This is a genomic window from Mycetocola sp. Y171, from assembly GCF_056713165.1.
On the sequence record NZ_JBWYGX010000001.1, the window covers coordinates 1,685,335 to 1,700,750 of the forward strand.

Annotated in this window: 16 protein-coding genes and 1 tRNA gene; 13 read left to right on the forward strand and 4 right to left on the reverse strand. The window is 65.9% G+C overall.

The features are described from left to right. Positions 1-210 precede the first annotated feature (210 nt). The 7 genes from AC1M2K_RS08105 to AC1M2K_RS08135 all read left to right on the forward strand — a co-directional run bounded on the left by AC1M2K_RS08105 (position 211) and on the right by AC1M2K_RS08135 (position 7,004). The gene (locus AC1M2K_RS08105; RefSeq protein ID WP_480238946.1) at positions 211-1,482 is read left to right on the forward strand and encodes an MFS transporter; all 1,272 of its coding nucleotides are present in this window, start codon (positions 211-213) and stop codon (positions 1,480-1,482) included. A 63-nt stretch (positions 1,483-1,545) separates the two neighbouring features. Then, a complete protein-coding gene (locus tag AC1M2K_RS08110) occupies positions 1,546-3,276 on the forward strand; it encodes a dihydroxyacetone kinase family protein (RefSeq protein WP_480240569.1) in 1,731 nt (576 codons plus the stop codon). Further along, the gene (locus tag AC1M2K_RS08115; protein ID WP_480238545.1) at positions 3,276-3,743 is read left to right on the forward strand and encodes a ribose-5-phosphate isomerase; all 468 of its coding nucleotides are present in this window, start codon (positions 3,276-3,278) and stop codon (positions 3,741-3,743) included. The genes AC1M2K_RS08110 and AC1M2K_RS08115 overlap by 1 nt, the downstream gene beginning before the upstream one ends. Next, positions 3,743-4,513 (forward strand): triose-phosphate isomerase family protein, encoded by a 771-nt coding sequence (locus AC1M2K_RS08120; RefSeq protein WP_480240570.1) that lies wholly within the window; start codon positions 3,743-3,745, stop codon positions 4,511-4,513. Before AC1M2K_RS08115 ends, AC1M2K_RS08120 begins: the two co-directional genes overlap by 1 nt. Continuing rightward, positions 4,510-5,304: a sugar phosphate isomerase/epimerase family protein gene (locus AC1M2K_RS08125; protein ID WP_480240571.1), complete on the forward strand. Its 795-nt coding sequence runs from the start codon at positions 4,510-4,512 to the stop codon at positions 5,302-5,304. Before AC1M2K_RS08120 ends, AC1M2K_RS08125 begins: the two co-directional genes overlap by 4 nt. Next, on the forward strand, positions 5,301-6,164 hold the full coding sequence (locus AC1M2K_RS08130) for a phosphogluconate dehydrogenase C-terminal domain-containing protein (protein WP_480240572.1): 864 nt from the start codon (positions 5,301-5,303) through the stop codon (positions 6,162-6,164). Before AC1M2K_RS08125 ends, AC1M2K_RS08130 begins: the two co-directional genes overlap by 4 nt. A gap of 93 nt (positions 6,165-6,257) precedes the next feature. Further along, on the forward strand, positions 6,258-7,004 hold the full coding sequence (locus tag AC1M2K_RS08135) for a hypothetical protein (protein WP_480240573.1): 747 nt from the start codon (positions 6,258-6,260) through the stop codon (positions 7,002-7,004). Here AC1M2K_RS08135 and AC1M2K_RS08140 read toward each other — a convergent pair. Further along, on the reverse strand, positions 6,983-7,321 hold the full coding sequence (locus tag AC1M2K_RS08140) for a nuclear transport factor 2 family protein (RefSeq protein WP_480240574.1): 339 nt from the start codon (positions 7,319-7,321) through the stop codon (positions 6,983-6,985). The genes AC1M2K_RS08135 and AC1M2K_RS08140 overlap by 22 nt on opposite strands. Before the next feature lie 290 nt (positions 7,322-7,611). On the opposite strand from AC1M2K_RS08140, the gene AC1M2K_RS08145 reads away from it, so the two are divergent. Further along, positions 7,612-8,895, forward strand: a complete 1,284-nt coding sequence (locus AC1M2K_RS08145) for a vanadium-dependent haloperoxidase (RefSeq protein ID WP_480240575.1) — start codon at positions 7,612-7,614, stop codon at positions 8,893-8,895. Between the two features lie 145 nt (positions 8,896-9,040). Here the strand turns inward: AC1M2K_RS08145 and AC1M2K_RS08150 are convergent. Further along, a tRNA-Gly gene (locus tag AC1M2K_RS08150) sits at positions 9,041-9,111 on the reverse strand. 73 nt (positions 9,112-9,184) lie between these two features. Here AC1M2K_RS08150 and dcd point away from each other — a divergent pair. The 5 genes from dcd (at position 9,185) to AC1M2K_RS08175 (ending at position 13,747) form a co-directional block, all read left to right on the forward strand. Continuing rightward, the gene (dcd, locus tag AC1M2K_RS08155) at positions 9,185-9,790 is read left to right on the forward strand and encodes a dCTP deaminase (protein ID WP_480238538.1); all 606 of its coding nucleotides are present in this window, start codon (positions 9,185-9,187) and stop codon (positions 9,788-9,790) included. 16 nt (positions 9,791-9,806) lie between these two features. Then, positions 9,807-10,328, forward strand: coding sequence for a hypothetical protein (locus AC1M2K_RS08160; protein ID WP_480238537.1), 522 nt, complete (start codon positions 9,807-9,809; stop codon positions 10,326-10,328). Between the two features lie 183 nt (positions 10,329-10,511). Continuing rightward, complete coding sequence (locus AC1M2K_RS08165) at positions 10,512-11,588, forward strand: sugar ABC transporter substrate-binding protein (protein WP_480240576.1); 1,077 nt, start codon at positions 10,512-10,514, stop codon at positions 11,586-11,588. A 126-nt stretch (positions 11,589-11,714) separates the two neighbouring features. After that, entirely contained in the window at positions 11,715-12,467 is a 753-nt protein-coding gene (locus tag AC1M2K_RS08170) for an ATP-binding cassette domain-containing protein (protein ID WP_480240577.1), read from the forward strand. After that, positions 12,464-13,747 (forward strand): sugar ABC transporter permease, encoded by a 1,284-nt coding sequence (locus AC1M2K_RS08175; RefSeq protein ID WP_480240578.1) that lies wholly within the window; start codon positions 12,464-12,466, stop codon positions 13,745-13,747. Before AC1M2K_RS08170 ends, AC1M2K_RS08175 begins: the two co-directional genes overlap by 4 nt. A gap of 41 nt (positions 13,748-13,788) precedes the next feature. On the opposite strand, the gene AC1M2K_RS08180 is transcribed toward AC1M2K_RS08175, so the two are convergent. After that, a complete protein-coding gene (locus AC1M2K_RS08180; protein ID WP_480240579.1) occupies positions 13,789-14,586 on the reverse strand; it encodes an isocitrate lyase/PEP mutase family protein in 798 nt (265 codons plus the stop codon). A gap of 79 nt (positions 14,587-14,665) precedes the next feature. After that, positions 14,666-15,415 carry an SDR family NAD(P)-dependent oxidoreductase gene (locus AC1M2K_RS08185; protein ID WP_480240580.1) on the reverse strand — a complete coding sequence of 250 codons (750 nt, stop codon included), beginning with the start codon at positions 15,413-15,415 and terminating at the stop codon, positions 14,666-14,668. Position 15,416: the final 1 nt, after the last annotated feature.

The window sequence follows — 15,416 nt, forward strand, 5'->3', positions numbered from 1 at the left end:
CTGATATTGGTCAACCGGTTGACAGGATGGCGAAGTTGGCGAATACTTGTTTCTGCGACCACCGTGGGTTTCGGCCGAGGGGGTTGCAATTCCCCCCTCACCAAAGGAGTTAATGTGGCCTCCTCCACACAGACGATTCCCGCGCAGTCCGCGGTCGAAAAATCCGCCATCAAGAAGGTCGCTGTCCGGCTCGTACCCTTCGTGGCGCTGATGTTCTTCATCAACTACCTCGACCGCACGGCCATCGCCTTCGCAGCCCCGAACGGGATGAACGACGACCTCGCCCTGTCAGCGGCGCAGTTCGGCTTCGCATCCGGAGTCTTCTTCATCGGCTACATCCTGCTCGAGGTTCCGTCGAACCTCGCCCTGCACCGCTTCGGCGCACGCAAGTGGCTCGCCCGCATCATGGTCAGCTGGGGTATCGTCGCGCTCCTCTTCACGTGGGTCCAGAACTTCGAGCAACTCGTTGCCCTGCGCTTCCTCCTCGGCGTCGCCGAAGCCGGCTTCTTCCCCGGCGCGATCCTCTTCCTCAGCCTCTGGGTCCCCGCGGCACATCGGTCCAAGATCCTCGCATTGTTCTACCTGGCACAGCCGCTCACCACCGTCATCGGAGCCCCCTTCGCCGCGATCCTCATCCAGCAGGGTGAACGGCTCGGCATCGAAGGATGGCGCTTCATGTTCCTCGGTGTCGCGATCCCTGCCATCATCATCGGCATCGTCGCCTGGTTCTACCTCAAGGACCGCCCGGCCGACGCCAAGTGGCTCACCCTCGAAGAGCAGACCTGGCTCACCGCCGCCCTCAAGTCGGAGCGCGCGAACACCGAGAAGGCCAACCACACCGTTCGCATCCGCGATGCGTTCAAGAGCGGCCGCGTCTGGGTGCTCTCCTTCATCTACTTCGGCTTCATCTACGGTCTCTACGCCCTCGCGTTCTTCCTGCCGACGATCATCGAAGGATTCCAGGCCGAGTTCGGTACCGAGTTCGACGTCTTCCAGAAGGGTCTGATCACAGCGATCCCGTACCTCTTCGCCGCCGTCGCGCTGTACTTCTGGGCACGGGACGCAACGAAGCGCGGGCTCAAGACCTGGCACATCGCAATCCCGGCGTTCGCCGGTGCCCTGAGCATCCCGCTCGCCCTCTTCGCCGGCTCGCCCGCAGCGACCATCGCTGTCATCTCGATCACCGCCATGGCCATCTTCTCGGCCCTGCCCAACTTCTGGACCCTGCCGACCCAGTTCCTCACGGGAGCCGCAGCAGCGGCCGGGATCGCGCTGATCAACACCGTCGGCAACCTGGCCGGGTTCTCCGCTCCGTATCTCACCGGCGCTGTGGCCGACTGGACGGGCAACTACGAAGTGCCGATGTTCATCGTCGGTGGCTTCATGGCCATCTCGGGTGTGCTCGTCCTGCTGCTTGCCAGGGCAAACAAGCGCCGCACCGCGGTTCCCAGCACGCTCGACGCGGAGCCGCACGAGCTATAGACACGAGTGGGGCGGCCGCTGCCGGCCGTCCCACCGACCCTCACAACCTTCGGAGCACAGAAAATGACTCGCCTGTTCAACGACCCCGTCGCCTTCGCCGACGAGATGATCGACGGATTCGTCGCCGCCAACGCGTCCCAGGTCCGCCGTGTTCCCGGCGGGGTCGTCAGGAGCACCGTCTCGGAACCCGGATCCGTCGCTGTCGTCATCGGCGGCGGATCGGGCCACTATCCGGCCTTCGGCGGCCTCGTCGGCCAGGGCCTCGCCCACGGCGCGGCAATGGGCAACCTCTTCGCATCGCCGTCTGCCCAGCAGGTGCATTCCGTCGGCGCGGCGGCGCACCTCGGTGGCGGTGTCCTGTTCAGCTACGGCAACTACGCCGGAGACGTCCTGCACTTCAACCAGGCGCAGGAGCGCCTCCTCGACGAAGGCATCGACTGCAGGACAGTCGTCGTCACCGACGACGTCGCGAGTGCATCGGTCGCCGAGCGGCACAAGCGCCGGGGGATCGCAGGCGACCTCACCGTGTTCAAGGCGGCCGCTGCGGCATCCGAGGCCGGTTACACACTCGACGAGGTCGTTCGCGTCGCCACGCTCGCCAACGAACGCACCCGCTCATTCGGCGTGGCCTTCACCGGATGCACCCTGCCGGGAGCCGACACCCCACTGTTCACGGTTCCTGAAGGCCGGATGGGTGTCGGCATCGGCATCCACGGCGAGCCGGGCATCGGTGAGACCGACGTTCCCACCGCCAACGGTCTCGCCGAACTCTTCGTCTCGACTCTGCTCGCAGAACTCCCTGAGGGCATCGCGGAGGCGAAAGGCCAGCGCGTCGGAGTCATTCTCAACGGCCTCGGATCCGTCAAGTACGAAGAGCTCTTCGTCGTCTACCGACGGGTCGCCGAACTGCTCGACGAAGCGGGCGTCACGGTCGTGGACCCTGAGGTCGGCGAACTCGTGACGAGCTTCGACATGGCCGGCGCCTCCCTGACCCTGTTCTGGCTCGACGACGAACTGGAGACCTTCTGGCGCGCCCCGGCCGACACCCCCGCGTACCGCAAGGGCGCCGTGGCCGCAGCCGAACAGGCCCCCGTCACCGACAGTGCCGACGAAACGGACGAGATCCCTGAAGCGAGCGACGACTCCCGCGCGGCCGCCCGTGCCGCGAGCCAGGTCATCGACGCCATCGCCGAGGTCATCGACGAGAACGTCGACGAACTCGGACGGATCGACGCCGTTGCAGGCGACGGCGACCACGGCATCGGGATGCAGAGGGGCGCGCAGGCTGCCCGCGCAGCCGCAGCCGACGCGCTCGAACGTGGCGCAGGCGCCAGGACGCTCCTCACCCGAGCCGCCGATGCGTGGTCCGATCGTGCAGGGGGAACATCCGGCGCACTATGGGGCGCCGCCCTCACCGCTGTGGCCGTTGAACTCGGCGACACCGACGCACCGACGGCCGCGACGGTAAACGCCGGCGTACAGGCGGCGACGGCGAGGATCCTCACCTTCGGCGCGGTGCTCGGCGACAAGACCATGGTCGACTCGCTCGTCCCGTTCGCCGACACCCTGTCGAGCGAGATCGCCGGAGGAGCGCGGCTGGCTGCCGCATGGGCGACAGCGGCGAATGCCTCAACCGCCGCCGCTGCCGCCACAGCGGACCTCTTGCCTCGGATGGGACGCGCCCGTCCCCACGCGGAGAAGTCGCTCGGCACACCGGACGCAGGTGCCCACTCGCTCGCGCTCATCGTGCAGCGCATCACGACAGTCCTCACCGACAACGAACAGGAAAAGTAATGGACAAGCTTCGAATCGTCATCGGATCGGATGACGCCGGTTTCGACTACAAGGAGATCCTCAAGAAGGATCTCCTCGCGAACGACCTCGTCGAAAGCGTCACCGACGTGGGTGTGGACGCTGACGGTCACACCCCATACCCCCGCGTCGGCGTCGCCGTCGGTGAGACGATCGCCGCAGGCGAAGCGGACCGCGGCCTCCTCATCTGCGGAACCGGGATGGGCGTGGCCATGGCGGCAGGAAAGGTCAAGGGCATTCGGGCATCCGTCGCCCACGACAGCTTCTCGGTCGAACGCCTCGTCCTGTCGAACAACGCACAGGTGCTCGCCCTCGGCCAGCGTGTGATCGGCGCAGAGCTCGCCCGCCGCCTGGTCCGCGAATGGCTCACCTACCGTTTCGACGAAACGTCGGCGAGTGCAGAGAAGGTCGCCGTCCTCGACACGTACGAATCCACCGGCAGCTGCTGATGTCTCCCGTCGTCGTCGGAGTGAGCCTGAAGATGTATTTCGGGCACGAGCGTGCCCGGGAGTGGTTCGGTTCCGTCGCCCGGCTTGCCGGGGAGAACGCGTCCGTGGCGAGCGGCGCGGTCGAGCTGTTCGTCATCCCCAGCTTCGTCTCCATCCCCGCGGCGATCAGCGCCCTCGCTGGCACACCGGTGACCGTCGGAGCCCAGGACCTGTTCTGGGAAGACAACGGCGCGTTCACCGGTGAGGTCTCGGGCGTCGAACTCGCCGAACTCGGTGTCGGTGTCGTCGAGGTCGGCCACGCCGAGCGTCGACGGATCTTCGGCGAGACCGAGGAGATCGTGGCGGCCAAGACCGCTGCGGCCCTGCGCAACGGCATCGCCCCTGTGCTCTGCATCGGGGAGACCGTCCGGAGTGAACCGGATGTCGCGGCCGCCGAGGTCGAGCAGCAGCTGATCTCCGCGCTCGACGGCGCACCCGCCGGCCGGGTTCTCGTCGCCTACGAGCCCGTGTGGGCCATCGGCGCAGCCGAACCCGCCGCACCCGGCCACATCCGCGCCGTGTGCGCCCGGCTGCGCGGCGTGATCGGGTCGCTCGACGGTCGCGAGGGAAGCTCTGTGATCTACGGAGGCTCTGCCGGCCCCGGGCTGCTGTCCACGCTGGGCGATTCGGTCGACGGGCTCTTCCTCGGTCGATTCGCGCACGACCCGGCCGCGCTGGCATCCGTTCTCGATGAGGCCGCGGTACTCGCCGAAACGACGGTGCGCGCATGATCGGCCTCGGAACATACGTGTTCTTCTGGCAGCACTCCGACCGCGTGCCTGAACCGCTCAGCCTCGTCGGTGCGTTCGAACGCACACGGGAACTCGGCGTCGACCTCTTCCAGATCTGCGACTACGCGCCACTCCTGACGATGTCGGCATCCGAAATCGATGCGGCGGCCGCCGAGGCCCGGGCCCTCGGGCTCGCGATCGAACTCGGCACCAAGGGAATCAACCCCGCCCACCTGACGGACTTCCTGCGCCTGGCCGACGTGTTCGACGCGACACTCATCCGGAGCATGGTCTACTCGCCCGACTTCAGGCCGAGCCTCGACGAAGCGGCACGGATCCTGGACGGCATCCTGCCCTCGTTCGAAGCCGCAGGCGTCACGCTCGCGCTCGAGACCTACGAGCAGGTGCCCACCGTCGATCTCGTCGGTCTCGTCGAAAGGGCAGACAGCGACCGGCTCGGCATCTGCCTCGACCCGGCGAACGTGGTCGCAGGACTTGAGCTTCCGAAGGATGCCGTGAACCGGTGCGCACCGCACACCCGCAACATCCATGTGAAGGATTTCGCCTTCACGCGGCAGGACGGCTGGGTCGGATTCACCTACAGCGGCGCCCCGATGGGCGAGGGTCTGCACGACTACCCCCACTTGCTCGACACCGTGCGGCCCGATGACCGCGGCATCAACGAGATCGTCGAACACTGGCTGCCCTGGCAGGGCGACCCCGAGACCACCGTCCAGGCAGAGATCGCCTGGACGGCCAACACCCTGGACTACCTAAGGAGAAACCGATGACCACCACACAGGACACCCCCACCATCGCCGTGATCGGCGCAGGAGGAAAAATGGGGACACGCGTCTCCGACAACCTCGCCAAGACCGACCACATCGTCTTCTACAGCGAGAACTCGCCCGTCGGCCAGGACCGCGTGCGCGCGGCCGGTCGGCAGCTCACGGAGACCGCAGACGCCATCGCCGACGCCGACATCATCGTGCTCGCCGTGCCCGACCTCGCACTCGGCCCGGTCACCGCCGAGATCGTTCCCCAGCTGAAGTCCGGCGCCATCGTCCTCACCCTCGACCCTGCCGCCGCGTACGCCGGGTTGCTCACCACCCGCGACGACGTCATCCAGGCCGTCGCGCACCCCTGCCACCCGTCGATCTTCCTCCAGCGCACGACGCCGGAAGAGTACGCGGACACCTTCGGTGGAATCGCGGCCCCGCAGGATGCCATCGCCGCCATCGAATCGGACGACCCCGCCAAGAAGGCCATCGTCGAGGCCACTGTGCGTGCCATCTACGCACCGGTCGTCGACGTGCACTGGGTCACGATCAAGCAGCTCGCGCAGCTCGAGCCCACCCTCGTCGAGACCATCGCATGCATGATCGGCGCCCTCCTCAAGGAGGCCCTCGATGAGGCCGTCAACACCATGGGTGTCCCGGAGCCGGCCGCGCGGTCGATCCTTCTCGGCCACACCCAGGTCGCCCTCGCCAACGGTCTCCGTGGGGACAACCCGTTCAGCGACGCGTGCCTGATCGCGATGGACTACGGCAAGGACTCGATCATCAAGGAGGACTGGAAGAAGGTCTTCCAGGACGACGAGCTCGACAAGAACCTGGCCAGGATGCTGCACCTCGACAAGATCGAGCGCTAGGTCGTCGCCCGGCGGGAATGCCTCGCCGGGCCTCGTCACTCACCCTGATTGTTCACTTGACAGGCTGCTCGGCGCTCCCGCTAGGGTGAGCGCATGACGGCCACCGAGGTTCCCGATCTCCGCGCGCAGACTCGTCGCGTTCCGTGGCTGTCCGTCATCGGATCGCTCGCCGCGGCTGTGTTGTTCCTCGTTGCGTCGGCGCTCCAACTGTCGGCCTCGTTCCAGCGATGGGTCGTGTTCCGAGGCTCGCGGACGGGCGACGACCGTTCAGCCGAAGACCACCTCTACGACTACTCCTATCCCTACGATCCATGGGAGCCCATCGGGACCGCCGCTCAGGTCTATGGCGTCGGCCTACTGCTCACAGCGGTGGGCGTGCTGATTCTTCCGCTCGGCGTCGCAGCGATGAGGCAGCCCCGAACGCGTTTCGGCGTGGTCCTTGCCATCGTCGAGATCGTGCTCGCTGTCCTCGTCGCCGGCGCGCTCGGAATCGACGGAGCGCATGCGCTCATTTCGGGCCTCACCGGTACTCCGTCGCCGCTGCAGCACACCGGCGCGGTGGGCTGGATCGCGCTCCTGGGGCTGATCGCCTTGGGTGTCACATGGCATAGCTCGCGGGCTGCAATAGCGACGTGCGCTTTCCTGATCGGGTCAACGTGGCTGGGCTATCTTCTGGCCGCGTTCTTCATCGCGCCGCTGTTCGCTGGTGGGTCGCACGATACGACTCCATGGACGGAGACCGTCATTGCCGCGACGACGGCCGCGGCGGGGATCGCCATGATCGTCGGCGCCTGGGGAGTGGTCCGCAGAAGCTCCGCTCAAACGCGACCGCCGAAGTAGACCTCGACTTCTCGGACCCGGCCGTCTTCCACGCGGAGTGCCTCGGCGTTCCGGTAGCGGACGCCCTCCACGGCGTACTCGTACCGGTGCAACACGATCCCGTCCACTTCCACGATCTCCAGCGTGGAACCGGGGCTGTCGAAGTGATCGGCCGAGGGGAAGCACCGTTCGAGCCAGGCGGCTTTGTCGATGTGGTCGTCCTGGGGACTCGTGAACACGAAGTCGTCGCTCATGAGCGCTGCTGCCGCCGAGCGATCCTGTTCGTGGAAGGCGCGCATGAAGTCGAGAACGATCCGTACCGAAGATGTACTGGTCATAGGTGTCAGTCCGCAATCTAGGTGAGACACGAAGTGTAGATAACCCTAGTTTTCGTACTCCGGATAAGACAGAGGGTCTTTCTCGCTACCGATGACATCCTCTCTCGTTACGACTGAAGCCACCGCACGCCCGCCCAGAATTTTCCCCGGCGGACTCCTTGCGGCACCGGAACGGACGGGCCATACTCGGCTGCAGCAGAGCTTGTTCGTCAAAAGCCTGCACCCGTTCCCGGCTCGAGCGCACCCTCTTCACGTGCAAGCCCTCCACAAAAAACCGTTGGAGGTTCACCATGTTTCTCAAGTCTTTGCGGGTTCTGATTCTCGCGACCGTCGCGACCGTCGGTGTCCTGACCCCCGTTACTTTCGACGCACCGGCCGAGGCAAAACCTCCGGCCGTGGCCGACGCGGCGGTCATCACTCAATGGGACGCGATCGCCGCCCGCACCATCTTCACGGAGAACGCGACTCCTGCCCCGTCGTCCAACCTGTATTTCGGTTATATCTCCATCGCCGTGTACGACGCTGTCGTGGCGATCAAAGGCGGATACGAGCCGTACAACCCACAGCGACGGGCTCATCGCCACGCCTCGGTCGAGGCCGCGGCCGCAACAGCGGCATACGGCGTGCTCCGCTATTACTTCCCCAGCTCGGCACGGGCACTCCGCGCCGACTATCTGAAGACACTGTCCGAAATGCCAAAAAACAAGGCGCTCGCTCGCGGGATCGTGGCTGGGGCGTCAGCCGCGGCATCCCTCATCCGTTCGCGGTACGGGGACGGGCTCAAGGCCCCGATCACGTTCGATGTCGAACCCGCCCCTGGAATCTGGCGTCCCACCCCGGATGGCTTCCTACCTTTCGCGGTTCCGTGGTTGGGCTTCGTACGCCCGCTGGCGCTCGAGTCGGCAACGCAATTCGACCTCCCCACGCCGTACCCGCTCGACAGCGAGGCGTACGCTGCGGATTTCGCCGAGGTGAAAGCATACGGTTCGCTGACCGGTTCAGCGCGGAACGACGTGCAGACAGAGATCGCCCGGTTCTTCAGCGCCAACCCGGTACCGCAGTATCACGCGGCCCTGCGCGACGCTGTGACACGACGGGGGCTGAACATCGTCGACAGCGCACGAGCGTTCGCGCTGCTGGGAACGTCGAACGCCGACGCATTGATCACGTGCTGGCGCGCGAAATTCGACGTTCCCACCTGGCGCCCGATCACTGCGATCCGCGAGGCGGACACAGACGGCAACGATGCAACCGTGGCTGACCCAACGTGGACGCCTATGGTTCAGACTCCGCCCTACTCCGACTATGCAAGTGGGCACGCCTGCGTGACCGGCTCGACCACCAACGTCTTCGGCTACCTGTTCGGCGAGAATACTCTCGACATCGACATACCCGCCCTGGTGGACGGGACGACGACGAGGCACTACGACAGCACCGATGCCTGGGACCAGGATGCGATGAACGCACGAGTCTGGCTCGGGCTCCACGTTCGTTTCTCGATGGGATTCGCGAACGAAGTCGCGCACAAGGCGTCGGACTGGGTCATTTCCACCCAGTTCCTTCCGGTGGACTGAGCGTTCCGCCACCGGATTCGTCCGGTGGCGGAATTGGGGCCGCCCACCCGGTAACTCTCACGTCGCGTGCGAAAGGTCTCATCTGACGTGGAAAACTAAAGTGGCTGCGCGCGCGACCCCAAAGGCCGAACCGAGGGCTGAAGAGAGCGGATGACGGGAATCGAACCCGCGCTATCAGCTTGGGAAGCTGAAGTTCTGCCATTGAACTACATCCGCGCGACACCCGGAGATCAAAGTCACCGAGCGACTTTCGCAATCTTAGCAAGGGCTTCCCCGATAAACTGACCCCGTGCTTCTCTCCGATCGCGATATCAAATCTGAGCTGGCATCCGGGCGCATCGGTCTCGAACCGTCGCACACCGAGATGGTCCAGCCCTCGAGTGTCGACGTGCGCCTCGACAGGTACTTCCGTCTGTTCGACAACCACAAGTACCCATACATCGACCCGGCCGAAGACCAGCCGGAGCTCACCCACCTGATCGAGACCCGGCCGGACGAGGCATTCATCCTGCACCCGGGCGAGTTCGTGCTCGGCTCGACCTACGAGCAGATCACCCTGCCAGACGACATCGCGGCTCGGCTCGAGGGCAAGAGCTCGCTCGGCCGGCTCGGTCTGCTCACGCACTCGACCGCCGGGTTCATCGACCCCGGTTTCAGCGGACACGTCACCCTGGAGCTCAGCAACGTCGCGACGCTCCCCATCAAGCTCTGGCCGGGCATGAAGATCGGCCAGCTCTGTTTCTTCCAGTTGAGCTCGGCGGCAGAGAAGCCGTACGGATCGGCCGAATACAGCTCCAGGTACCAGGGGCAACGCGGCCCGACGGCATCTCGGTCGTTCCAGAACTTCCACCGCACAGACGTCGGCGTCGTCGACGTCGGAAGTCCCGGCAGCTAGAAGAAAGGCCACCGCCATGAGTGACCCCGCCGACCTCCCTTTCGCCGATGCCCTCATCTCGGATGCCGCAACAACGCAGTACCCCACCCGCATGTCCCGGTTCGGCCGCATGGTCGGCAGCTGGGCGGTGCATTCCCGCCGTCTCGACGAGACGACCGGCCACTGGCACGAGTCCGACTTTCTCTGGATCATGTCGTTCATCCTCGACGGCAAAGCCGTTCAGGATGTCGCGCTGCATCCCCGTGAGGACGGCGGCTACGACGCGATCGGCACGGCCGTGCGCGTCTATGACCGCGACATGGGCGCATGGCGGGTCAGCTACTTCGAACCGCAGCGCGGGGAGTACGCCCACCTGGTGGCCACCGCTCACAAGCGTGACGGCATCCGCCAGGACGGAACCCGCAACGACGGGCTGCTGATCCGCTGGAACTTCTCGAAGATCACGGATGCCTCATACATCTGGGAGAGCTTCGTGTCTGAAGACGAGGGTGCGACCTGGGTGCTCAATGAGCACAACGAGGGCAAGCGGATCCGTTAGCCCAACCTCCGATCGGAGGCGATGAGCAAACGGCGCTGGCCAGGTGGAGCGCTCTCATCGCAGTGATTCCGTTACCAGACGCCTCTACCCAGAAAGGTGAGGATCTGTCATCATCGAGAAGCGGCCGCCAACGACGACGGGGCACCAGGAGGGGTTCACCTCACCTCACAGAAGGGTAGAGACGTGAAGAATTCTTCATTTGTCTCCGCTGCCGCACTCGCCGGGATCTCGGCGCTGCTGCTGGCAGGTTGTTCTTCCGGTGGCGGCGGCGGCAACGGGGGTGGAGACGGCGGGAGCGACGCGGAAGCGACGCGTGCCTGTGTGATCCTCCCCGATGCTTCGTCCTCTCCACGCTGGGAAAACAACGACAGACCATATCTCCAGGACGGACTCGAAGCCGCCGGATACGAGGTCGACATCCAGAACGCCCAGGGCGACACCAACAAGTACGCCACCATCGCCGATCAGCAACTCACCAAGGGCTGCGGAGTGATGCTGCTCGTCGACTACAACGGTGCGGGTGGCGCCGTCGCCGAGAAGGCCAAGGCAGAAGGCATCCCGGTCATCGCGTATGACCGCCCGATCGCTGGTGCCGACTACTACGTGTCATTCGACAACGTCGAAGTCGGGCGCCTCGAGGGCCAGTCGGTCCTTGACGGGCTTGAAGCCGCTGGCAAGGACCCGGCCAGCGCCGTGGTCGTCTACATGGGTGGCGATCCTTCAGACGGGAACGCCAAGATGTTCCACGACGGCGCCGCTGAGGTCATGGAAGCTGCGGGCATCACGCCGGCGGCTGAACCACCGGGCATCTGGGACGGTGACAAGTCGGCGACCAACTTCGAACAGGCTCTCACCTCGCTCGGAGGCAAGGTCGACGCCGTCTGGGCCGCCAACGACACCAACGCGGCTGGGGTCATCACCATCCTCGACAAGAACGGCCTCACGGTTCCGGTCTCCGGGCAGGATGCCTCGGTAGCCGGCCTGCAGAACGTCCTCCTCGGAAAGCAGACCGCCACGGTCTACAAGCCGATCAAACTCGAGGCCGACGCGGCGATCGACCTGGCGGGCAAGCTCCTCGAGGGCGAGACTCCGGAGGCCGACCAGGAACTCGAGGACGGAACGCCGTATATCGCGGTCACCCCGATCCTCGTCGGGCCTGAGGAAGTCGTCACTGTCGTCGACGCAGGCGACGCCGATGCCACCGAGCTCTGCGCGGGCGAAGTCGCAGCCGCGTGTGAGAAGTACGGCGTCAGCGGGTAACCATCCGGATGTGGGGTCCGGGCTGTGCCATCCGGCCGGCCCGGACCTCACCCCACCCCTCGCTCAGTGCTCGTGACCGCGTGCACACTGAGCGGGGACAAAATGTCGTGTGAAAGGGAGCCGGACATGGACGTGCCGCTTATCGAACTCTCCGGAGTGGTCAAAAGCTTCGGACCTGTCAGCGTCCTCAAGGGCGTCGGCTTGAAAGCGTACGCCGGCAAGGTGACCGCACTCGTCGGCGACAACGGTGCCGGAAAATCGACACTCATCAAAGGCCTCGCCGGCGTGCAACCGTACGATGAAGGAACGGTGACGTTCGACGGCGAAGAGGTCGCCCTTCACACGCCGCGGGATGCCGCGCGCCTGGGGATCGAGGTCGTCTATCAGGACCTCGCACTCTGCGACAACCTCGACATCGTGCAGAACATGTTCCTCGGTCGTGAGGAGACACAGTTCGGCACCTTCGACGAAGGCCGCATGGAGCGCGACGCGTCAGACACCCTCCGCTCGTTGTCGGTGCGCACCGTCACGTCGGTGCGGCAGAAGGTCTTGTCCCTCTCCGGAGGGCAACGACAAACGGTCGCCATCGCCCGCGCCGTACTGAAGAAGGCGCGTGTAGTCATCCTCGATGAACCGACAGCCGCCCTCGGCGTCGCGCAGACGGAGCAGGTCCTCAACCTCGTCAGGCGACTGGCTGAGCAGGGCGTCGCCGTCATCATCATCAGCCACAACCTCGTCGACGTGTTCGCCGTCGCGGACCATATCAACGTGCTGTACCTCGGTCAGATGGTCGCATCCATCGAGACGAAGGACACGACGAGCGACGAGGTCGTCGGCTACATCACCGGAACGAAGATCCCGGCAGGAGTGACGCCATGAGCGTGCAGCAGAAGATCCCAGACTCAGGGTCCATGCCGGTTCCGGACCAGAGCCACCAGATCGGGAGCGGTCAGGAGGGTGGCGTCGCCGACCAGGTGCGTGCCTGGGCCCAGCGTGTGCGCGGCGGCGAAATGGGTGCGCTCCCCGCGGTCGGCGGTTTCATCGTCCTGAGCATCCTGTTCTCGATACTCAGCCCGGTCTTTCTCACCGAGCGCAACTTCGCGAACCTCATGACCCAGGCCGCGACGCTCGTCATGCTCGGCATGGCGCTCGTCTTCGTCATCCTCCTCGGTGAGATCGATCTCTCGGCCGGTGTCACGGCCGGTGTCACGATGTGTCTCTTCATCGTGCTCGTGAACGTGCAGGGCGTGAACTGGGTCCTGGCGCTGGCGATCGCATTCGGGTTAGGCATCGCCATCGGCACGTTCATCGGTTTCTTCGTGGCCAGGGTCGGTATTCCATCATTCGTCGTGACCCTCGGCTTGTTCCTCGGTCTGCAGGGTGTTGAACTGATGATCATCGGGGCCGGCGGCCTGTATCGCGTGCAGATCCCCGAAATCCTCGCCATCCAGAACCGCAATATGCCGCCATGGGCGGGCTGGACCATGCTTGTCGTCATTCTCGCGGTGTCGGCGGCAACGTCGTTCTGGGACCGGGCCCGCCGGTCCCGCGCCGGTGTGCTGAACCGCACCATCGCGCTCGTCTGGATCAAGCTCGGCGTCATCGCCCTGCTCGGCGGCACCGTTGTGTTCATCCTGAACCAGGATCGCGGGCAGTCCATCCGTGCTGTCCAGGGCGTGCCCATCGTGGTGCCGATCGTGCTCGTGATCCTGTGGGCAGGAACGTTCGTGCTCGACCGCACCAAATTCGGGCGCAATATCTACGCGATCGGTGGCAACGCGGAGGCCGCACGGCGAGCCGGCATCAAGGTCGTCATGGTCCGCTGGACGGCGTTCATCGTGTGCTCGACGCTCGCGGTGGTCGCCGGCCTCTTCTCGATCAGCAAGGTGGGCTCGGTGGACGCCGCCGCCGGTCGCGACCTCGTCCTGAGCGGTGTCGCGGCGGCGGTCGTCGGTGGCGTCAGCCTCTTCGGAGGGCGCGGTCGTCTCCTCCATGCGGCGATCGGTGCCCTGGTGATCGCCGTGATCACGAACGGGCTCGGGCTGCTCAACCTGCCCGCAGGCGTGAACTACGCGGTCACCGGCGGCGTTCTCATCCTGGCGGCCACAGTCGACGCCGTCTCCCGCAAACGGGCGGGCGGGTCCGTCGTGCGTGTCTGAGAGGGCACTACTGCTGCCGCACGCTCGCGAGCGTCGGCCGGCTACAGGTCGAACGTGAAGCGCAGGTCCTCAGGAAACTCACCCAATGCAGTGAGCGTCGTCGCGGCGCGCTGCAGCGCGGCGAGGGCCAGGCCCATCGTCTGCGGGCCGAAACTGACGCGTGAGATCCCGAGGTCGGCGAGACGCTGCAACGGGATTCCGCCGAAACCGCCGATGGTCGAGATCCGGCCGTTCACCTCATCGAGGGCACGCTTCACGAGGTCCTCGTCCTTCAGGCCGAGGAAGAAGATGACGTCAGCACCGGCGTCGAGGTAGGCGTTGGCGCGCGTGACGGCGTCATCCCAGGTTCCACCGCTCACGAGCGTGTCCACGCGGGCGTTGATGACGAGCGGGATGCCTGTGGCGTCGCCGGCACCGCGAGCGGCAGCCACGCGGGCCACCGACGAGTCGATGTCGCGCTGTGGGCCGGTCGCCGACGCGAGCGAGTCCTCGATGTTGATGCCCACAGCACCGGATTCCTCGATCAGGCGACGGACGTTGGCGCCGACACCGGCGGCATCCGCGGCGTAGCCCTTCTCGAAGTCGATCGAAACAGGCAGGTCGACCGCGCCTGCGATGATCCGCGCGGCGCGAATCGCCTCGTCGACGGAGAGGCCTTCGTTGTCTGAGACGCCGTGGGCGAAGGAGACGGAGTGCGACGCACTCGCCAGGGCGGTGACGCCGGGCGCTTCGGAAACGATCTTCGCGCTGATGGCGTCCCAGACGTTCGTGACGATCAGGGGGTCGCCCGGTGCGTGGAGACGGTTGAGTAGTTCGGCTTTCTGCAGTTGTGAGGTCATCGTCCCAGTCTGCCGGGGACAGGGGCGCGATTGCCAGACCGTCCGCCCAGCGCGGAACGCGGGCGGACGGCGTGTCCGGTTACTCCGGGCGCAGGCGGAGTTCCTGCATGCCGCCGTCGACCGCGATGGAGGTGCCCGTGGTCGACCCGGAGCGCGGGCTGGCCAGGTACGCGACGGCGTCGGCGACCTCGGACGCCGCAACGAGGCGCCCGTGCGGCTGGCGCGCGTTGAGCGCGGCACGCTCCGCCTCCGGATCGGCGGCGCTCGACAACAGACGTCCGATCCACGGGGTGTCCGCGGTTCCCGGGTTGACCGCATTGACACGGATGCCTTCGCGCAGGTGATCGGCGGCCATCGCGCGGGTGAGTGCCAGCACGGCGCCCTTCGACGCGCTGTAGAGCGCGCGGGCGGGGAGGCCGGCCGTCGCAGCGATCGACGAGGTGTTGACGATCGCCGCTGACGGCGACTTCCGCAGCCATGGCAGCGCCGCGCTCGACACCCGGGCGATGCCGGTGACGTTGATGCTGAACACCCGCGCCCACTCGGCGTCGTCGTTGTCGGCGACCGTGCCCTGGGCTCCGATGCCTGCGTTGTTGACCACTATGTCGATTCGGCCGAACTTCTCAACGACTGCGGCGACGGCGGCGTCGACGGAGGCACGATCGGCGACGTTGGCTTCGATCGCGAAGTGCACCGGGTCGGCATCGGCCGGGTTGAGATCGAACACCGCGACCTGTGCTCCGGCCCCGGAGAGTCGGTCCGCAATTGCGGCGCCGATCCCTGAAGCGCCACCGGTGACGACGGCGACGAGGTTGTCGAACTCTGGCATG